General features: G+C 58.5%; 15 protein-coding genes and 1 tRNA gene. 10 read left to right on the top strand and 6 right to left on the bottom strand.

Translation table 11 applies throughout. The features are described from left to right. Nucleotides 1–3: 3 nt before the first annotated feature. Nucleotides 4–1,296, bottom strand: a complete 1,293-nt coding sequence (locus NET03_RS09555) for an MFS transporter (protein WP_252128686.1) — start codon at nt 1,294–1,296, stop codon at nt 4–6. Nucleotides 1,297–1,332: 36 nt separating this feature from the next. On the opposite strand from NET03_RS09555, the gene otsB reads away from it, so the two are divergent. Continuing rightward, on the top strand, nt 1,333–2,178 hold the full coding sequence (gene otsB, locus NET03_RS09550; RefSeq protein WP_252128685.1) for a trehalose-phosphatase: 846 nt from the start codon (nt 1,333–1,335) through the stop codon (nt 2,176–2,178). On the opposite strand, the gene NET03_RS09545 is transcribed toward otsB, so the two are convergent. Then, complete coding sequence (locus tag NET03_RS09545; RefSeq protein WP_252128684.1) at nt 2,175–3,644, bottom strand: M81 family metallopeptidase; 1,470 nt, start codon at nt 3,642–3,644, stop codon at nt 2,175–2,177. The two genes, otsB and NET03_RS09545, sit on opposite strands and share 4 nt — an antisense overlap. Before the next feature lie 138 nt (nt 3,645–3,782). Between NET03_RS09545 and accA the strand changes: the two genes are divergently transcribed. The 8 genes from accA to NET03_RS09505 all read left to right on the top strand — a co-directional run bounded on the left by accA (nt 3,783) and on the right by NET03_RS09505 (nt 14,166). Further along, the gene (gene accA / locus NET03_RS09540) at nt 3,783–5,570 is read left to right on the top strand and encodes an acetyl-CoA carboxylase carboxyl transferase subunit alpha (RefSeq protein WP_252128683.1); all 1,788 of its coding nucleotides are present in this window, start codon (nt 3,783–3,785) and stop codon (nt 5,568–5,570) included. Nucleotides 5,571–5,808: 238 nt separating this feature from the next. Next, entirely contained in the window at nt 5,809–6,927 is a 1,119-nt protein-coding gene (locus tag NET03_RS09535) for an ABC transporter ATP-binding protein (RefSeq protein ID WP_252128682.1), read from the top strand. A 9-nt stretch (nt 6,928–6,936) separates the two neighbouring features. Further along, nucleotides 6,937–8,172, top strand: a complete 1,236-nt coding sequence (locus NET03_RS09530; protein WP_252128681.1) for an NAD(P)/FAD-dependent oxidoreductase — start codon at nt 6,937–6,939, stop codon at nt 8,170–8,172. A gap of 41 nt (nt 8,173–8,213) precedes the next feature. Continuing rightward, nucleotides 8,214–9,824 (top strand): zinc-binding metallopeptidase family protein, encoded by a 1,611-nt coding sequence (locus tag NET03_RS09525; RefSeq protein WP_252128680.1) that lies wholly within the window; start codon nt 8,214–8,216, stop codon nt 9,822–9,824. 57 nt (nt 9,825–9,881) lie between these two features. After that, nucleotides 9,882–11,114 carry a polyamine ABC transporter substrate-binding protein gene (locus NET03_RS09520; RefSeq protein WP_252128679.1) on the top strand — a complete coding sequence of 411 codons (1,233 nt, stop codon included), beginning with the start codon at nt 9,882–9,884 and terminating at the stop codon, nt 11,112–11,114. Between the two features lie 113 nt (nt 11,115–11,227). Further along, a complete protein-coding gene (locus NET03_RS09515; protein WP_252128678.1) occupies nt 11,228–12,130 on the top strand; it encodes an ABC transporter permease in 903 nt (300 codons plus the stop codon). After that, nucleotides 12,130–12,981 carry an ABC transporter permease gene (locus tag NET03_RS09510; RefSeq protein WP_252128677.1) on the top strand — a complete coding sequence of 284 codons (852 nt, stop codon included), beginning with the start codon at nt 12,130–12,132 and terminating at the stop codon, nt 12,979–12,981. Before NET03_RS09515 ends, NET03_RS09510 begins: the two co-directional genes overlap by 1 nt. Before the next feature lie 27 nt (nt 12,982–13,008). Then, nucleotides 13,009–14,166 (top strand): AI-2E family transporter, encoded by a 1,158-nt coding sequence (locus NET03_RS09505; RefSeq protein ID WP_252128676.1) that lies wholly within the window; start codon nt 13,009–13,011, stop codon nt 14,164–14,166. Here the strand turns inward: NET03_RS09505 and lysS are convergent. From lysS to NET03_RS09485, 4 genes are all read right to left on the bottom strand, one after another. Continuing rightward, nucleotides 14,115–15,704 carry a lysine--tRNA ligase gene (gene lysS / locus NET03_RS09500; protein WP_252128675.1) on the bottom strand — a complete coding sequence of 530 codons (1,590 nt, stop codon included), beginning with the start codon at nt 15,702–15,704 and terminating at the stop codon, nt 14,115–14,117. The genes NET03_RS09505 and lysS overlap by 52 nt on opposite strands. An 87-nt stretch (nt 15,705–15,791) precedes the next feature. Then, nucleotides 15,792–16,262 carry a transcription elongation factor GreA gene (greA, locus tag NET03_RS09495; protein WP_252128674.1) on the bottom strand — a complete coding sequence of 157 codons (471 nt, stop codon included), beginning with the start codon at nt 16,260–16,262 and terminating at the stop codon, nt 15,792–15,794. 191 nt (nt 16,263–16,453) lie between these two features. Then, nucleotides 16,454–16,527: transfer RNA gene (locus tag NET03_RS09490), tRNA-Val, on the bottom strand. 50 nt (nt 16,528–16,577) lie between these two features. Next, nucleotides 16,578–16,961, bottom strand: coding sequence for a RidA family protein (locus NET03_RS09485; protein ID WP_252128673.1), 384 nt, complete (start codon nt 16,959–16,961; stop codon nt 16,578–16,580). Between the two features lie 152 nt (nt 16,962–17,113). Here NET03_RS09485 and NET03_RS09480 point away from each other — a divergent pair, with 152 nt between their 5' ends. Continuing rightward, complete coding sequence (locus NET03_RS09480) at nt 17,114–19,435, top strand: VanW family protein (protein WP_252128672.1); 2,322 nt, start codon at nt 17,114–17,116, stop codon at nt 19,433–19,435. Nucleotides 19,436–19,477: the final 42 nt, after the last annotated feature.

Genomic DNA, 19,477 nt, shown 5'->3' with positions numbered 1-19,477 from the left:
GAGTTAGGAGTGCTGTTCACTCACCGAAGGGATGGATCCTGCGCGGGCATGCGCAGCTGGATGGTGACGAAATTGCTGCATGAAATATGCGATGGCTGCGGTGCAGAAGAGCGTATAGAGTGCAAAGACAGGCACGTAACCGAAGGTGACGATCAGGCGACCGCCGAGAAAGCTGGCGGCGGCGAAGCCGATGTTCCACGCGGCACTCCGGAAGCTAAAGGCGTTCGCCCGCGCTCTCGAAGGGAGCGTTTCGGCTACCAGCATAGAGTCGATCGGCCAAGCCATTGAGATCGAAATCATGCGGATAACGTGTGCAGCGATGGCAAGCGGGATTGCTTGAAGCAACATGAGACTGGCGAAGACCGGCACTGGTGCGAATCGGATGATGGTGACCGCGCGGAGCGGGCCACAGATGCGGGCGATCGCCGGGCCGACAAGACCAAAGAGTGCGCCGACAAGGCTGGCCACTGCGTAAATGACACCGATCGTGCGGGCGGAAAGCCCGAGGGTGTCCAGATACACGTTGTAGAATGGAACGACTGCTCCGTTGCCGATACTCAAGAGTCCGCCAGCAATGACGAACGCGATGAGATACCGACGGATCTCGGTCAGTGACTTGGACTGCGGGTCGTGTATGTGCAGTGTGCTCGTTGCCTGTGGTGGGCGATCGCGCGCTTCTCGCATGACGAGAAGTGGCACTATCGCGACAGCACAAACACCGATGCCCGCGAGCAAAGCCACGCGATAGGACTGGACACTTGGAACAGGAATGTTGAAAACGGGACCGATTGCGGAGGGAAGCCACCCAGCTAAAAGGCTGCCGATCGTCGACGAGACGGAAGTGAGAGACAGGGCGACTGCGGCAACGGTGGCACGGTGAACGGTCGGAGCATGGTCGATGACAAATGGCATAAGCGGCACGAAGAGAAATGTTGTTGCCATACCCTGGAGAATTGCACAGGCCAGAACCACGGCAGGCTGGGTGGCGAGTGCCAGGATCGTCGAGGTGGCCAAGTACGCTCCGGTACCGTAGGTCAAACACCACCAGGAGCCACGCTGGTGAAGCAGTCGGCCTAAGCCGAGTGCGGAGAGTGCAAGAGCTCCTGTCGATGCTGCGTTGACCAGACCAATGAAGTCCTCGCGATATCCAAGTTGGATGAGGTAGAGGTTGTACAGTAGGGTGAAAGCGCCGATCGCGACGTTCGAAAAGAGCGCATACACGAAAAAGAGGCGGATGTCGCGGGGTAAAGCGAGGAGCGATCTCGCATACCGGATGAGACCTTGGAAAAGCGACACTGCTGAGCGTCCCTCCCATGCCGAAGGGAGTATACGATGGTGGCACCTTGCAGCGATGATGACCACATGGCAACACCACTGCGCACGAGCGATATCCATCGGCTCCTCGAGCGATCGCTTGCAGTTCTGCGCCTCTTTCCCGCTGGTGTCATCACTGATTTCGATGGAACATTAAGTCCCATCGTGGCGCATCCCGAAACCGCTCAACCGCATCCCCTCGCAGCCCAAGCGTTACGCCTCCTTGTGAAGCGCGTGGAATTGGTCGCCGTCGTGTCTGGACGTCGGGCGCTGGATGTGGCCACTCGGTTGGACATTCCAGAACTCGTTATTGTTGGAAATCACGGAGCCGAGTCTTTGGTTGAAGAGCAGCTCACCATTGCTGCAGAGATTATTCCCTGGCTCCCCAGCGTCCAGGAGGCATCCCGCGTCTTACGTGCGGAACTGGGTGACTTTCTCATTGAGGAAAAGGGGGCGACGCTGACGGTCCATCTACGCGGTATCGACGCGAATGAAGAGCGCCAACGGGCGGAAAAGGTTGTAGAGCAGATCGCGACGCGTTATGGTCTCCTTGTTCGTCGTGGCCGGGAGGTTCTGGAACTCCGACCGAACGTGCCGATCGATAAAGGGACGGCCGTTGATGCGCTCGTCACAAGGTACAGGTTGCGGGGCGTTCTCTTTGCTGGTGATGACGTGACGGACCTCGATGCCATGCGATATCTACGGGAACGTCGGTCGGCTGGGAGTATCGATACAATCCTGATCGGTGTTTGGAGCGAAGAGGCTCCAGAAACACTCGGACATCTCGCCGACATCTTGGTGGGCGGAGTGGAAGAGTTCGCTCAGTTCTTGTACGCGATGGCACAACGTCTCAGTGAAGCCTAGAGCTCATCCAGAGGCCAGATTGGCCGTGGGAGCTGACGAAAGGTAAAGAAGGAAAGATCAGTTGTGGAGATACCAGGAGTTAACGCCTGAATGACCTCTTTGGGGAAAGAATTGGACTTCCAGAGTCGACTGTCATGACACCAGGCAAACGCGTCCAGCGCGGACTTCAGCACAAGGACGGAAGCACAATGGGGAGAGAGGCCGAGTGCAAAGAGCAGTTCCGGGTCGTCGAAAGGTCCCGGTTTGGAGGTGACAATCACGTCAACGCGGGCATGATAGCGCCCTTCGAGTTCGAGCCAAACCGAGGGACCTACATCCACCGGTTGTCCTGGGGCCAATGGGGAGCGTCTCCGGTAGATACCGGCTCCGATCCGGCGCACCACGCCTCGAACTGGGATGGGATATCCATGACGATGATCGTGCTTCCCGCCGAGTTCGAGCTCGATTGTGATCCCAGGGCCAGCACGGTGGGCAATCTCGACAGCTTCGGGATCGACAATGGCGGACACAATTGTTCCCCGTGCTCCGAGATCCAACGCTGCCCAAAGGGCCGCTGTACCCTCACCTGGTGCTCCAGCCTCAGGCGCGTCACCAGTGTCTAGAAGAACAACTGGGTGGTCCGAAGCGGTCATGGCTCGATGGATTGCCTCCTCGATGGTCAGCGTGGGCCAATGAAGAGCGTTGCGGAGTTCTAGTAGTTCCTGCCCGAGCTCGTGCGCAATCGCGTTGCCGAGTTGGGAGTCGCCGTCGGTGATCACTATGACGCTGGCTCCAGCGTAGCTGACGTCGGCGTAGGGAAAACCGCCCAAAACACTCGTTGTGAGAACGTTTGGATGCGCTTCCCATGCGGCGAGCTTTCTCGACAATCTATCGAATGGAGGAATATCAGTTCGCTGCACGGCAAGGGGGAAAACGAGCGGGAGGCGATGTACAACGAGGGTGGGCTGGATGCGTCCACGTGCCCATTGTCTCAGGAGGTCCAACGCACGTTCGAGCCTCTGGGGGCGGTCCCGTGGAGGCCAGCGGTGCGGACCAAGAATCAACGGCGTGACGTCAGTGATGTCAGGTGGCAACTGCGCCACATGATCGACCAATACAGCGATCGGTAGAGTAGGATGGCGTTGGCGGAGGTGTTGCAGGAGAAGTACATCGCCACTCATGCCATCCACTACGAGGGTACCGGAGGTATGGAGGAGAAGGGCATCGATTGGCTTGGTACGGTCCAAGGTCTCATCGAATTGCTGAAGAAACGCGAGAAATTCAGCAGTCGAGACGGAACCTCCGGCGCTTTGAACGTCGCACAAGTTGACGAGCTCCAGGCCGAGTCGTTGGGCGAGAGGCTCGAGCATAGTGCGCAGCCAATTCACCGCTGGTTTGGGATCTTCTCCCCATCCGGCGGAAAGTTTTCCTGGTGTCAAGGCAAACGTATTACTTCGGTAAGTAAGCCAGGCGATTCCGATGCGCATCTGGCACCTCGATCATTTGTGCTTGCGTCCTGGTCTTGTGCTTCAGCGGCGTGTCGCGCTGCTCTGATCAGCTATGATAGGACGCGTTGGAGAGGTTTGCCGAACGTGAGGGCTGGGTGCACCGAAAGGTGACAAAAGATGTCAAATCTTTCCCGAAAGGCGGACACAGAGGGTCAGTCGGTTTTCTGCCCACGCTGTGAAGCGTCGTTGGGAGGGGACGAGATCTACGAGCGTTATCGCGTGTGTTCTCAGTGTAGTTACCATTTCACCCTCTCGGCCGAGCAGCGGATCCGGTTACTGGTTGATCCTGGGTCATTTGAGGAGTTCAATCGGCATCTGGTTTCTATGGATCCGCTTGTCTTTTCGGATCGTCTGCCGTATCGCAAGCGCATCCTGCAGGCACGTGAAGAGACGGGCCTCCGTGAGGCGGTCATCACCGGTATTGGTCGAATCCGGGGACATGAGGTCGTCCTGGCGGTACTCGACTTTCGGTTTCTGGGCGGCAGTATGGGGTCGGTGGTTGGCGAGAAGATCACACTGGCGTTCGAGCGCGCGGCAGAGCGCCGATTGCCAATTGTGACCGTCTCCGCATCGGGTGGCGCACGGATGCAGGAGGGCGTCCTTAGTCTGGTGCAGATGGCGAAGACCACTGCAGCAGCGAAGCGCGCGCACGACTCCAGCGTGCCGTTCCTCTCGGTGCTGACCCATCCGACAACTGGCGGCATTTATGCGTCGTTTGCGAATCAGGGCGACATCATTCTCGCGGAACCTGGGGCGCTGATCGGCTTTGCCGGACCACGAGTGGTGAAGGAAACGGCGGGACACGAGGCGCTTCACTCGCACTCGGCCGAATTCGTATTCGAACATGGATTTGTTGATCAGATTGTCGATCGCCGACGGCTGCGCGACACGATTGGTTTGATTCTGCGGCTTGTACGGGCGGAGAGTGAGCTCGTGCCCCGGACGGTGATCCGGCGGGCGATTCCGGACGATACTCCGGTGCGCCGTGCATGGGAAGTGGTCCAGCTGGCGAGGCATCCGGAACGACCGACGACGCTGGACTTGATCCGACGGATCAGTCCGCAATTTGTGGAACTCCACGGTGATCGCCTCTACGGGGATGATCCGGCGATCGTGGGGGGCATCGGAGAGATTGCGGGACAGGGGGTTGTCCTGATCGGGCACGAGCGGGGGCATGGCGATCCGGCACGGCGAAACGGTCAGGCGCTGCCGGAAGGGTATCGAAAAGCGATGCGTCTCATGGATTTGGCGGCTCGGCTACGGCTGCCGGTCATCACGCTGATCGATACTCCTGGGGTTTATTTGGGTGAGGGGGCTGAAGAGCGGGGAATTGCCTCGGCCTTGAGTCAGTGTCTTGCGATGATGAGCGTGCTACCTGTTCCGACGATTGCTGTGATCATCGGCGAGGGAGGCAGTGGCGGAGCGATCGCGCTCGCGGTGGCAGATCGGGTGCTCATGCTCGAGAACGCGATTTACAGTGTGATATCGCCAGAGGGGGCGGCGGCAATTCTCTACCGAGACGCATCACGGGCGCCAGAGGTTGCGGAGTCACTGAAACTGACGGCGCCGGATTTGTTGCGGTTGGAAGTTATCGATGGGATCGTGCCGGAGCCAGAGGGAGGGGCACATCGAGATCCGGACTACGCGGCGGTGCTGCTACTCGATGCGATCGTTGAGTCGCTGGACGAGCTTCACGACATATCCCCCGAACGACTCGTCCGGGAGCGGTATCGGAAGTTCCGCCGCATGGGTCAGACGAACACCTATTTCCGAGAGCTTGTAGCGCAAGAGGTAGCGGAGCTAAGTGGATTAATCGGTCGCACCTTGGGAGGCTTGCGCGAACGCCTACCGTTCGGACGGGAAGAAGAGGCCGTGGGACACGGATCGCCGGGCACTCGCGACTGAATGTCTGCGGTTTTGCAGCGTGCATGAATCGAGAAGCGATCTGGGGAGGGGCACTCGTGCAGCGTGCCTGCCCTGATGCGTTGACGCTGCAAGAAGCAATCGTCTAGGATAGCGGTAGTACGCCGTCACGGGCGCTCTCGAAGAGTCTCGATTCCTTGTTCAGGCGCTGACGGTGCGCGCAGAGATCTTTTCGGCACCTCGTATTGCGAAAGCGTGCAGCCGGTGAGGCGGTGGAGTTATGGTGACCGTGAAGGAGAGCACGACACCAGGAGCCGCGCAGACTGTTGGAGCTCGCTTGCAGTTAATCGAGCTGACAAAGGTCTACGGCGAGGTCATTGCCGCTGACCGCGTGACACTGGATATCGCGCCGGGAGAGTTCATCACGCTGTTGGGGCCCTCGGGGTCCGGGAAGACAACGACGCTGATGATGGTGGCGGGGTTTGTGATTCCCACCTCGGGGCAAATTCTTGTCAATGGAGAAGATATCGCATTCCGACCGCCTCACAAGCGGAACATTGGCATGGTTTTCCAGAACTATGCGCTCTTCCCGCACATGACTGTGGCTGAGAACATTGCTTTTCCTTTAAAAATGCGGAAATGGCGACGCGACGAGATAGAGCGAGCGGTGAAAGAGGCGCTGCAACTTGTTCGCTTGCCGGGTTTCGAAGAGCGATACCCTCGGCAGCTTTCTGGTGGTCAGCAGCAACGCGTCGCCCTTGCACGAGCGCTTGTCTTCCGGCCGCCAGTGCTGCTGATGGATGAGCCGTTGGGAGCACTCGATAAGAAGCTTCGCGAAGAGATGCAGCTCGAAATCAAGCACATCCAGGAGTCCCTAAATATCACCACGATTTACGTGACTCATGATCAAGAAGAAGCACTCACAATGTCTGACCGCATCGCGGTCATGCGGGATGGTCGGATCGAGCAGGTTGGGACGCCGCGCGAGCTCTACGAAAGTCCAGTCAGTGAGTTCGTGGCCAACTTCATTGGTGAGTCGAACTTCCTCGAAGGACGATTCGAACGACGTGACGGACGAGGTTATCTCGTCACCGACGACGGCTGGCGCATTGCGGTGCAGTCAGGAGATGCTGTCAGCGCAGGTGAACGGGTGACGATCGCGTTGCGTCCGGAACGGATTGTCCTCGGTGAGGAGCGAGGTGACAACCGCGTTGAGGCGACCATCGAAGAGATTATTTACGTTGGGGAGGCGACGAAGTTCCGCGTCCGCGTGCATGGCGAGCGGATTCTGAGCGTCAAGCAGCCGAGCCGTCTGGAGACGATGCGCTGGCAACGCGGTGATCGTGTGCTCCTCAGTTGGCGGGCTGAAGACGCGGTGTTGTTGCGCGCAAGAAGGTGAGGGCATCAAATGAGCCAGGAGCTACCGCGCGACGCCGATGTGGTGGTGGTCGGGACGGGTGCTTTTGGCCTCTCGGTTACGACGCAGTTGGCTCGGCTCGGAGTCCGACGTGTTGTGGCGCTGGATCGTTTTGAAATCGCGTCGCAGACCTCGCCACGGGCAGCGGGTCTTTTTAAGTTGGTGCAAGCTGACGAGCTCCGGACGCGTCTGGCGCGGCTGGCGGTGGATACGGTGCGGAACTTCGAAGTCGAGTTCGGTGTGCCGGTTGCATTCGTCCACTCTGGAAGCCTGATGATTGCGCGCAATGACCGCCACAGTCGCCTGATTGAGGAAGAGGTGGCTGCGGCGCAGCGATGGGGTGTCGAGGTCGAACTCATCTCTCCCCGGGAAGCGAGTCGTCTTGCACCCTATGTCGAGCCGGAGGAGATTCGTCAGGCAGCCTACGTACCGGGAGACATCTATATCGAGGAGCCTGTGAGCTTCTTGGAGGCATATCACACGGCGGCAGCGCGCTTGGGGGCAACAGTCATCGGTGGCGTACCGGTGACGGGAATTGTCGTCCGGAACGCGGCTGTACACGGTGTTGAGACGCCGCTCGGCCACATTCGGACAGAAACTGTGGTGGATGCAGCTGGCGCATGGGTTCGCCAGGTGAGTCAGTTGGCCGGGGCCGATTTCGCTGTAGTCCCCATGCGTCATCAGCTGGCAATTACGCACCCAATTCCTGGTATTGAGGCGACCTACCCGATCACACGTGTCTTCGATACGGCCGTTTACGTGCGGCCTTGCCGGGGTGGCTTAATGTGGGGAGGATTCGAGTCAGATCCACTTCCACTGGATCCGGCGAACCGTGGGCAAGATTTTCGCATTGAGCATGTGCCACTTGAGTTTGGCGTGCTAGAGCGCTTTGCCCAGTTAGTACGTGGTGTCATACCGTCCTTACTCGACGCAGCAGTGCAGGAGCACCGTGGTGGGCTCTTCACGATGACACCGGATGGGCGTTTTGTGGCTGGGCCGGTGCCGGGGGTCCGCGGGCTCTGGGTATTGAGCGGATGCAACGGCAGTGGCTTCTCTTTTTCCCCGGCCTTGGGGCGGCTGTTAGCAGAATGGATTGTTAGTGGCGCCCCTTCCATCGATCTGAGTCCCCTTGCGCCTGGGCGGTTTGTTGGCCCGATCGATGCGGGGGCATTAGTGGAGGCGGCGATCTGGCAGTACACGCACTATTACGAGCCTCTGGAGAGCTAAATTCGGCTGCACGACCGAGGTCCTCAGTAAGGAGCGAGAGTATGCCAGCACCGCTCTACGAGGCGAAGAACACGGCATTTCGTTGGATCGAGGAGAATGCGGACTGGCTATCGGAGTTTGATCTCGAAATCTGGCGATATGCGGAGCCAGCCTGGCGAGAGTACAAGTCCGCGCGGGCGTATGTGGAGCTCTTGCGTCGTCATAATTTCGACATTGAAGTTGGTTCCGGGGGGATGCCCACAGCATTCGTGGCCAGTTGGGGGACGGGGAGACCGGTTCTCGGTGCGTACGCAGAGTATGATGCGGTGCCTGGAAATTCTCAGGAACCCGTTCCGTATCGGAAGCCGCGTGAAGGGATGCACCCCTGGGCAGCGGGACACACTGATCCACACTCGATGCTCGGCGTGGCAGCACTGTCTGGGGTCCTGGCGGCGAAGTATGCGATGGAGAAGCATGGTCTGCGCGCTACGCTGCGGTTCTTTGGGGAACCAGCGGAAAAGGTGTGTGGGTCCAAGCCGGTGCATGCAGCCAAAGGATACTACGACGGATTCGATGCTTTTATCGCTTATCATCCGTCCTATTACCCTAAAGGCACGAACACCGTGGCATGGGAGACTCATTGTGGTTCCTATTGGAGCTGCGTGTTCACCTTCGAATGTGTCGAGCCGGAGCGGTGGATCGACCGCAGTTTATTCCCGGATGTGGGCGGGACCCATGCAGCTGCGCGATGCCCTGGGGCGATCGATGCGTTGTGCCTCATGTACACGATGACCAAGTACACGAAAGAAGCGATGTTTCCCCATACTGGGTCCTGGAGCCTGAACGAGTTCATTCTGGTCGGAGGGGATGCGACAGCGGATAATTTGCCTCCCAGGTTTGCACAGATCCAATATGCCTGGCGCTCACCAACGCTGGGAATTCAGGAGCAAATCTATCGGGTCCTTGTCAACAACGCGAAACGCGCAGCGGAAGCGACCGGTTGTCGTGCATCAGTGCGCTGGGTGACGAAGACCCGCGTGGGGTTACCAAATCTCACGGTATCTCGCGTTGCCTACGATAATCTGGAGCTCGTGGGCCCGCCGCGTTACAGTGAGGCAGCGCGGGCGTTCGCGCGGGAGATTCAACGGAATCTTGGCTTGGAGCCGATGGAGGACCCGTTCATCGACGACGTGGAGCGAGTGATCCCACCGGAGGAGTATGAGTCGAAGTTCCGTTTGGCCCTACCTGAATGGCAACGGAACTTCACGTCAGACGATTACGTGGAATACACGTGGCATGCGCCAACAGTCCGGCTGTACACTGCGCGGCCGCGCTTGCGTCCGCCGACACCGGACTATGCCTATCCGGCCTGGGCGGACAATGCACTTGGGGGGCGGCCAGAGATCGTTGATCCGGGGATGTTCGTGGCTGGGAAAGTGATTGCGGCAACGATTCTCGACCTTGTGACCTATCCCGCCCTGCTGGAGCAAGCGTGGGTCGAATTCCGGGAGCGGACCGGAGGCGGAATTGGCGGACAACACTGGGTGGCACCGTTGCTTCCGGCTGATTTTGCGCCGCCGATTGATTTACGTTGGCCAGAATATATTACGACGGTTCGCGGCGAGGAATGGTGGATTCCCACGCCGAACCTGGATGCATATCACCTCTTGTAACGCCGTTGGTGGCATAGTTGTGGTAAAGGGTTGGCACGTGAGGAAGGAGGGAGATCCGTGGCCACCGAATGGGAACAGTTGCTTCGACGACTCGAGCGGGAGGGGCGGCTGCGTCGTCGCCAGTTCCTGCGGGCGCTGCTTGCCTCTAGTCTGACTGTCGCGGGTGCTAGTGGATTAGTTGCCTGCGCTGGCGGACAGCAGGCTACACCGACGACGGCACCGGCGGCCGGTCAAACGCCAGCCGCAGCGAGTCCAACGGCGGCAGCCGGCGGTGAACTCAAAGTTGCAGGGTACGACAATCCGAATAAGTGGAAGGGGAAAACGCTTGTCTTCGCCGGTTTTGGTGGAGCAATGCAGGATGCACAACGCAAAGCAGTACTTGAGCCGTTTGCACGCTTGACTGGGGCGACGATCGTGGAAGACACCACGGACATCGGCAAACTCAAGGCGATGGTTGATGCCGGTGCCGTCGAATGGACAGTTGCTCAGCAAGGAACGTTCGAAAGCCGTGTCCTCGGGAAGCAGGGGTATCTCGAGCCGATCGACTACTCAGTGGTCGATAAGACGAACTTCTTTGAGGATGTTGCTGGAGAATTTGACGTTGCAGTGATTTACTGGTCACTCATTCTCGCTTATCGAACCGACAAATTCGGGAACAATCCGCCGCAGGGCTGGAAGGACTTCTGGGATGTGCAAAACTTTCCCGGCCCACGAGCGATGGATAAAGTCGACGGTCCGGTGGGCAATCTTGAGTTTGCACTGATGGCGGACGGTGTTCCGAAGGATCAGGTGTATCAGGTTCTGCGAACCGCGGAGGGTGTGGAACGAGCTTTCAAGAAGCTGGATGAGATTAAGCCGCACGTGACCGTCTGGTGGGAAGCGGGGGCGCAGCCGGCTCAGTTGTTGACCGACGGTGAAGTGGATATGGCCCAGGCGTGGAATGGTCGAATTGACGCTGCCCAGCGCCAGGGCGCCCCAATTGCCATCCAGTGGAATGAGGGGCTGTTGCGGACTGACTCCTTCATCATCCCCAAAGGGGTGAAGGAGAAGGAACTGGCAATGGACTTCATCAACTTCGCAACCCGTCCCGAGGTGCAGGCTGAACTTTCGAAGTACATTCCCTACAGCCCGACAAACGCCAAGGCGTTCGACCTCATGACGGAGGAATTGAAAGCGCGCCTGCCAAGTGCGCCCGCACAGAAGGACAAGCAGCTGCTTGCGGATGCATCGTTCTGGCTGGAAAATCTGGATCGGCTGACTGAGCAATTTAATGATTGGTTGACCAAGTAGTTGCTGTGGTGGCGTCCGGGGGGACATTTGTCCCTCCGGACGCTTGTCAAAACAGCATCGTTGACGGTACTGTTGACTGCAGCGAAAGCCAGCAAGCGTGAAGGATAACGCCTATGACCACCGGTGAGGTCCTGGCTGGGCGAGCGTATCGGGAGAGCACCACGAGTCGCCGACTAGAATTTCGGCGTCAACTGGGGTACTTTCTTTTACTACTCCCCACGTTGCTCTTGCTCCTTGTGCTCTTTGTCTACCCGATCGTTCGCCTGATTGTGACGAGCGTCTATGACGGAAACCACTTCACGCTGGTGCATTACCGACGCATCGTCGAAGTTGACCTCTACCTTCGTGTTTTGCAGACAACCTTTACCATCGCTTTGCAGGTGACTCTGCTCTGTCTGATTCTGGGTTATCCGCTTGCGTATTTTCTCGCAACCCTACGCGCGCGAACGGCTCGTCTGCTCATGATCCTTGTGCTGATTCCGTTCTGGACAAGCATTCTTGTGCGCACGTATGCCTGGATGGTGCTCCTCCAGAGACAGGGTGTCTTCAATCGTTGGCTTCTGGAGCTAGGGTTGATCGACGAGCCGCTCCGGATGATGTACAACCGCATCGGGGTCCTCGTCGGTATGACTCATGTTCTCCTGCCTTTCATGGTCCTCCCAGCCTATGCGGTGATGCGCGGAATCGATCGGAATCTGTTGCGAGCGGCTTATAATCTCGGGGCCTCACCCTTCCAAGCCTTTCTCAGGGTGTTTCTCCCGTTGAGTCTGCCGGGGGTGGCGGCGGGAAGTTTGCTCGTCTTTATCCTCGCGCTTGGGTTCTTCATCACGCCTGCACTGATGGGCGGGCGAACTGACATGATGATCGCGCAGTTAATCGAGACACAAATCCGCACGCAACTCAACTTTCCGTTCGCTGCTGCCCTGGCGGCAGTACTCCTCGTCATCACGCTTGTGATTTTCGCGATTTACAATCGCTTGCTCGGGATCGATAAGATGTTCGGGGGTGGCTACTAATGGCTGAGACCGCTGCACCATTGCAGCGAGCAGTTGTCGCGACACAGCCGGCGAGGCGCAGGTGGTCGATTTCATGGTCTCGCGTCATTTTAGGCCTCTTTAGCGCACTTGTCCTCTTGTACCTGGTAGCACCCGTGGCGATCGTCATCCCAATGTCTTTCAGCGCAGCGAAGTACTTATCGTTTCCGCCGCCGGGACTTTCGTTACAGTGGTATCAGAATTTCTTCGCTCGCGCGGACTGGACATCCGCGACGATCCAGAGCATTCGAGTTGCCTTTACAGTCATGATCCTTGCGACGGTGCTGGGGGTTGCAGCATCGCTCGCGCTCGTGCGAGGCTCATTTCCCGGAAAGGACATCGTCAACCTGATCATTGTCTCACCGCTCGTCGTTCCGGCCATTATTGTTGCCATCGCAATTTATGGGATTTATGTGCGTCTGTATCTTGTGCAGACGTTTTGGGGACTGGTGCTGGCGCATACGGTACTTGCCGTGCCCTATGTCGTCGTCAACGTATCGGCAACGCTGCGGGGCTTCGACATTCGCCTCGAGCAGGCGGCCCAGAGTCTTGGGGCAAATGCTTGGCAAACCTTCCGGTATGTAACGTTGCCGATGATTAGCCCGGGAATCTTTGCCGGTGCCGTGTTCGCCTTCATTGCGTCGTTCGACGAGTTAATCGTTGCGTTGTTCATTGCTGGTGCCCGCGGTCGTACCTTACCAATGCGCATGTTCGAAGGGTTGCGCATGGAGATCGATCCGACGATCGCGGCGGTTTCGTCGATGCTGATCACGTTCTCGGTGCTGATTTTGGCCTCGGCTGAGTTTGCCCGTCGGCGTAGCCGCGGAGATTGACACGAAGCGAGCGGTGGGAGGGCTCTGGTGCAGCCAATCGAGCGCCCTTCAGCGCAGCCGACCGGGAAACGGTGGTTGCGCCGTGGCCTCGTCGCGCTCGCCCTGATCATTGTTGCCTGGATCGGATGGTCGGCACGCAGTGCCCTCTTGCCGTTTATTGTCGGGGCTATTTTCGTCTATCTCCTGGCTCCCCTAGTGGGGATCTACGAACGGCTACTCCCGTTCCGGGCTCGTTTCCCAGGTCTGACGCGGACAGTTGCCATTCTGGTGACATATCTCACCGCGGCAGCGATTGTCGCCGGCGTGGCTATGCTTTTCGTCCCACCGCTGGTGCGACAGACGAGCGAGTTTATTCAGGCTGCGCCCGGCTACTGGCAAGCGGTGAATGAATACGTGAACGGATGGTTGGCTGAGTACGAGGCTAATGTGCCACCGGCTGTCCGTGCACAGATTGAAGGGGCTCTGGGAAGTCTGTGGTCGATGGCTCTTGCAGCCCTCCAGCGTGCGATGCGCTTGACATTTGGAGCCGTGGGTGCAGCGATCGGGTTCTTTTCAGCAGTTGTCCTTGTACCCTTCTGGATGTATTACGTGCTGAAGGACAGTAGTCGGGCGCTACAGTGGTTCTACGGGTTGTGGCCGGAGAGTTGGCGGCCGGACGTGCAAGCGATCGTCCGTATTGTCGATCGAACGCTGGCCGCGTACATTCGTGGCCAACTCTTTCTCGGATTGATCATCGGCATTGCGGTCGGAGGTGCTATGTGGGCGATCGGGTTGACACAACCGATCGTTCTTGGGTTGATCGCAGGGGTACTGGAACTTGTGCCGATTCTCGGACCGATCTTGACGTTCATCGTGATTGGACTTGTTGCGTTGGCCACTGATCCCAGCAAGCTGGTATGGGTAGGCCTTGCTTTCATCATCATCCAGCAGCTTGAGAATAATCTTCTAGTGCCGAGGGTTCACGGTTATGTAGTGGAAATGAACCCAGCAGTCGTGATGGTACTTGTGGTGACCGGCGGGGCACTTTGGGGCATACCCGGTATGGTCATCGCGGTTCCGCTGGCGGCAGTGTTCCGCGACGTTTTCCGGTACCTTTACCGGCGGTGGAGCGATCCCGGACCTGCAACGACCGTTCAAGCCGAGTTTGCCTCAGTCGGTGAGTCTTCGCACGCCAATGAATCCTGAACACCCGGCACAAGATCGAGATACGGTTGAAGATCCTCGGTTAATCCGAGTGGCTCGGGCTTTGAGCGCAGCTGCGGAAAGAGAATGACTTCGCGAATCGTTTGCCGATTCGTGAAAAGCATGACGAGCCGATCAATCCCCAGACCGAAGCCACCGGTTGGAGGCATGCCGTACATGAGTGCATTGATGAAGTCCTCGTCGATCGGCATCGCTTCTTCATCACCGCGCGCACGATCGCGGGCCTGCTCGAGAAAGCGGTAAAACTGGTCAAGCGGATCGTTGAGCTCGGTGTAGGCGTTGGCCAATTCAAGGCCCCCAACAAAGAGTTGGAATCGCTCGACCAGGCGTGGATCGTCAGGCTTCCGCTTGGCAAGAGGCGAAAGCGCCACGGGGTAATCGTACACAAAGGTAGGTTGAATCAATGCGGGACGGACAAAGGTTTTGAGGAGTTCATCGAGGATTCGTGGCCAAACTGTGTCAGGACGGACGTCGGCCCCAAGTTCGCGCGCGAGGCGATACAGGGTCGGTTGGTCAGTGACCGCCAGAAAATCGATCCCAGTGTAGCGCAGGAGGGCCTCACGGAAGCTCATTCGCGTCCAGGGTGGCGTGAGGTCGATGGTATGCGAGCCCCAGGGAAGGAGGAGCGTACCGAGCGCCTCCTTAGCTGCAAAGACAATGAGTTCTTCGCACATCTGCATGATGTCTCGATAATCGGCATATGCGACATAGAACTCTAGCATCGTGAATTCAGGATTGTGTCGGGCATCAATTCCCTCATTGCGAAAATCCTTGCATATCTCATAGACACGATCGTAGCCACCAACAATGAGGCGTTTCAGGTAGAGTTCGTCGGAGATGCGCAAATAGAATGTTTGGTCTAACGCATGGTAGTAGGTCGTAAAGGGACGTGCGGCAGCGCCACCATAGATGGGCTGAAGCGTGGGTGTCTCGACCTCTAAGAAACCTCGTTCGTCTAAGTACCGCCGGATAGCCCGAATGACTTGTGCCCGCGTCACGAAGACTTCGCGTGTTGCGGGATTCGTCATGAGATCGACGTAACGCTGGCGATATCGGGTCTCGACATCGGTCAGACCGTGCCACTTGTCTGGTGGTGGGTTGATCGCCTTGTTGAGGAGCCGGAGCGCAGTCACCTGGAGCGAAATCTCACCGGTCCGCGTGCGGAAGAGATGCCCGTCGGCTTCAACGAAGTCGTTGAGATCGATGTACCGCTTGAACCATGCCAGCTGCTCGGGACCTACCGCATCGCGGCGGAGAAAGAGCTGGATCGATCCTGAGCTGTCACGAATGTGGCTGAAAACGGTGCCACCCATGTCACGAATCGAAACGACCCGACCTGCCACCGTCACCGGCTCGGGGTCTGGTTCGCCACCAAGGTGCGGTTCGAGCTCAGCGAATCGTGCTACAGCATCGGCGGCGGTCAGAGTTCGTGATGATCGAGCCGGGTAAGGATCTATACCCTGTGCGCGAAGCTCGCGGATCTTCTCGAGACGCGCTCGCTGCTGATCGTTAAGCGGCATGCGTCCTCCCTGTTCGTCGAGAACGCCACACGGCAGCACGAGAGCGCCGCGGTGCGGCACCGTCAGCGCTCCCCAATTGTTCCATGATTACTCGATCCGCTGAATCGTTAGCCGAATCTCGCCGCCAGGAGCCTTCACAACCACGGTTGTCCCGGCGCGCTTACCCAGCAGAGCAGCACCGACTGGGGACTCGATAGAGATCCGGCCTTGCGCGGCATTTGCTTCCTCGGGGCTCACAATGACCCAGTGTTCGGTTACACCCTCGTCATCGATCACGGTCACCCGTGAGCCAAGGCGCACTTCGTCCCCGGGGCCGGTATGAGCCACCATCTGAGCGCGGCGCAAAATATGCTCGATTTCGCGAATGCGAGCCTCCGTGAGCACGAGCTCCTCTTTCGTATCCTCGTACTCGCTATTGTCGGAAATATCACCCTCGTTGCTGAGTTGCTGCAGGCGCTCGAGCAACGCTGGGAGCTTGACGTGACGAAGTTGCTCAAGCTCCTGCTCTAGTGCTGCCTTACCTTCGGGGGTGAGCACAATCGGTCGCTCACGAACCATCTTCGACACCTCGCCTGTCGTTCGTTCGCCTCTCCAGCCACTTCCCCTGGAGAGGGAGCATACCGGGAGGACGGCCGACCAGGCACCGGCGCGTGTGGAGGATCGCCTCAAACGGTATCTGGTCTTCACGTAACACAACAGTGGCCGCGGTTATGCACCGCGCCACTTCACCGATTCCCGTACTCCCTCGGTGGGTGAGAAGGGACTCGAACCCCTGACCTCGCGGATGTGAACCGCGCGCTCTAACCGGCTGAGCTACTCACCCTCACCCGCACGCAGTATAGCAAACGAGCGCACGGTTCAGCAACTACATGCTCACTCGACAAGGGCAATACAGTCGACTTCGACCAGCGCGCCAGCCGGTAGTCGTGCTGCTTGCACGGTCGTGCGTGGGGGCGGATTCTCCCCAAAGTAGCGAGCGTAGACTCGATTGAAAGCCGGGAAATCCTCCAAATTGGCCAGGAAACAGGTCGTCCGCACGACCTGTGTGAGTGAGCTCCCAGCTGCTTCGAGTATGGCCTTAAGATTCTCCAGCACGCGCTCCGTCTGCTCTTCAATTCCCCCTTCGACAAGCTTTCCCGTCGTCGGATCGAGGGGAATCTGTCCCGCTGTGAAGATGAACTGACCGACCCGCACGGCCTGGACGTATGGGCCGATGGGGCGTGGTGCGCGGTCTGTTTCGATCACCTGTCGCGTCATTCCGTTCTTCCCTCCTCGCCCTAAGGCCACCACCATCGACGGACCCTACCATGCATGTTGCCGTCTGACAACCGTGGACCGGTGCAGCAGGCGTCCCCTCTGGTACACTCTTGGCCGGTTCGGTGTCCGGACACTTCTGGCATGGGGGGACCGTGAGCATTGCCGAGGTTGCCCGTGAGGTCGTCAAGACGCAGCTGCGGTGGGGGGCACTACGTCGCATCCTCGTCGTCGTGAGCGCCGCGCTGGGAACGATTCTACTCGTTACTGGTACAGCGCTCCTAAGCTATGGCTTGGCACAGGGGGACCGGATCTACCCAGGGGTACGCGTCGCCGGGGTCGATGTTGGAGGACTTCGGAGCGTGGAGGCGACGCAGCGTGTTGATGAAGCGCTGCGAGCGATCCGTGAAACGGAACTCGTGCTTGTTTTCAAAGGGCGCAAGGTAACTGTCCCAATCGAGGAACTGCAACCGAGTTGGGAAACAGCCAGTGCTGTGAGCCGCGCTCAGCAACTTGGTCGTAGCGGTAACTTGTGGAATGACTCCCTCACATGGGTTCGTGCACGACTTGGACGAGAGGACGTGCTGGTTCCGGTGACGTTCGATTCCAAACCGGTGGAACGGGCATTGACGCACCTCGCCGAAGTCGCAGCAACGCCACCCAGTGACGCGTATTTCGTTGCCGATGAAGATGGCAAGGTGAGCATCATACCCGAACAACAAGGCACCGGCATCGATGTCGGGGTAGCGCTCAGCGCCGTTGAGCGATCGCTCGCCGCAGGGCGCAGTGGAATCATCGAACTAGAGCCGGTTCCACTCGAACCGTCCCTCCACCGGGCAGAGTTGGAGGCCGTTCTTCCGGACGTACAGCGTCTTCTCGATGGGCCGGTGACGCTGACGGTCGAAGGAGAGCCGCGCTGGATAGTTACTCCACAAGATCTTGCGGCACTCTTGGTCGTGGCACGACGGGGAGAAAGGCTAGAGGTGCGGCTCGAGCGTACGAAGGTCGAGCGTTATCTGAGCGAGATTGCTGATGTGGTGGTCGCACCGGCAAGCGATGCACAGGTGCGTTGGAACGGCACGAGTTTTGTGGTTGTACCGGCCCAGTCGGGAGCAGTCCTTGACGTGTCTGCGACTGTTGATGAGTTCCTAGCCCGTCTCGCGCGGGGCGAGCGGACGGTTCCAGCCCGCGCACGGCCTGCAGATCCCGCGGTAACCAACGAGATGGCAGAACAGGCGAGAGCCAGGGCTACAGGAATCATCGAACGAGGATTGGTACTGAGATGGCCGGAGGGGGAACAGCTGCTTCGTGGCGACGCACTGGCAAAGCTTCTTGCCTTCAGTCCCCGAGAAGAAGCTGGGCGAGTTGTGGCATTGGACATTGTTGTAAATCGTGGGGTGGGAGGACAGTACTTGGAATCGCTAGCATCGAGCGTCCGGCGCGAGGCGCGCGATGCGGTTCTCCGTTACATCGATGGACGCGTGCGTGTTGTGACCCCGGAGCAGGAAGGAAGAGAAATCGATATCGACGCGACCCTTGAGGCAATGGATCGTGCGCTCCGAACGGGTCAGACGACGGTTGTTCTCTCGTTGCGGAGCATTGCTCCCAAGATCACCGCTGCGTCTGGGGCGCAAATCGTCATCCGGGAACGGATATCCTCCGGTGCAACGTACTATGGCGACTCGGCTTCGAATCGACGGCACAACGTGGAACTCGCGGTTCAGCGTGTGAATGGGGCACTTGTGCCGCCTGGGGAGATCTTTTCGTTCAATCAGACAGTCGGCCCGATCAACCTTGATAGCGGGTACAAGGTCGGATACGGAATCGTTGCGACGAACGGCCGTGTGCAAACGGTCCCATCGGTTGGTGGGGGTGTCTGTCAGGTATCGACGACTTTGTTTCACGCGGCTTTCTGGGGCGGGTTCCCGATTGTGGAACGGAACTGGCATCTCTACTGGATTCCGCTCTATGGTCAGCCACCGAGTGGGCTCATTGGGCTCGATGCCACAGTTGATACCGACTATGGGCTGGATTTCAAGTTCCGAAACGCAACGAACGACTGGATCGCGATTGTGGCCTGGGCGGACGGCGCGTGGGTGTACTTTGAGATCTGGGGTACGAAGCCGAACTGGCGAGTCGAAGTGGAGGATCCCGTCGTAACAAATGTGGTTAAGGCTGACCCGACGCCTGTGTTCCGAGAGTCTCCTGATCTTGCGCCGGGTGAGCAGGTCGTTGTGGAACGTGCGCGCGATGGCTTCACAGTCACTATTCGTCGGCGTGTCTACAAGGGAGAGCGCTTGATCGACGACTTGACATTGCGGAGCACCTATCAGCCATCGCAAAACGTGACACTGGTAGGGCCACAGCTGTCGCCAACTCCGACTGAAACGCCAGAGGAAGCGTCGAATCAATCGACACCTGAACCTGAGCCGACATTGCAGGATAGTCCTGCATCAACGGCAACGCCGACTCCCTGATAAGCCGACGCGTGACTCGCGAGGCGCGGAAGTGGAGACAAT

This window comes from Thermomicrobium sp. CFH 73360 (assembly GCF_023806465.1).
In the GTDB taxonomy this organism is placed as follows: domain Bacteria; phylum Chloroflexota; class Chloroflexia; order Thermomicrobiales; family Thermomicrobiaceae; genus Thermomicrobium.
The sequence above is the reverse complement of the archived record's forward strand: the minus strand, read 5'-3'. Positions and strand labels throughout refer to the sequence as shown.

What these genes read in the sequence shown, in the direction of transcription:
- otsB (WP_252128685.1), top strand. Translation starts at nt 1,333, where the DNA reads ATGGTGGCACCTTGCAGCGATGATGACCACATGGCAACACCACTGCGC.
- NET03_RS09545 (WP_252128684.1), bottom strand. Translation starts at nt 3,644, where the DNA reads ATGCGCATCGGAATCGCCTGGCTTACTTACCGAAGTAATACGTTTGCC.
- accA (WP_252128683.1), top strand. Translation starts at nt 3,783, where the DNA reads ATGTCAAATCTTTCCCGAAAGGCGGACACAGAGGGTCAGTCGGTTTTC.
- NET03_RS09535 (WP_252128682.1), top strand. Translation starts at nt 5,809, where the DNA reads ATGGTGACCGTGAAGGAGAGCACGACACCAGGAGCCGCGCAGACTGTT.
- NET03_RS09530 (WP_252128681.1), top strand. Translation starts at nt 6,937, where the DNA reads ATGAGCCAGGAGCTACCGCGCGACGCCGATGTGGTGGTGGTCGGGACG.
- NET03_RS09525 (WP_252128680.1), top strand. Translation starts at nt 8,214, where the DNA reads ATGCCAGCACCGCTCTACGAGGCGAAGAACACGGCATTTCGTTGGATC.
- NET03_RS09515 (WP_252128678.1), top strand. Translation starts at nt 11,228, where the DNA reads ATGACCACCGGTGAGGTCCTGGCTGGGCGAGCGTATCGGGAGAGCACC.
- NET03_RS09510 (WP_252128677.1), top strand. Translation starts at nt 12,130, where the DNA reads ATGGCTGAGACCGCTGCACCATTGCAGCGAGCAGTTGTCGCGACACAG.
- lysS (WP_252128675.1), bottom strand. Translation starts at nt 15,704, where the DNA reads ATGCCGCTTAACGATCAGCAGCGAGCGCGTCTCGAGAAGATCCGCGAG.
- greA (WP_252128674.1), bottom strand. Translation starts at nt 16,262, where the DNA reads ATGGTTCGTGAGCGACCGATTGTGCTCACCCCCGAAGGTAAGGCAGCA.
- NET03_RS09485 (WP_252128673.1), bottom strand. Translation starts at nt 16,961, where the DNA reads ATGACGCGACAGGTGATCGAAACAGACCGCGCACCACGCCCCATCGGC.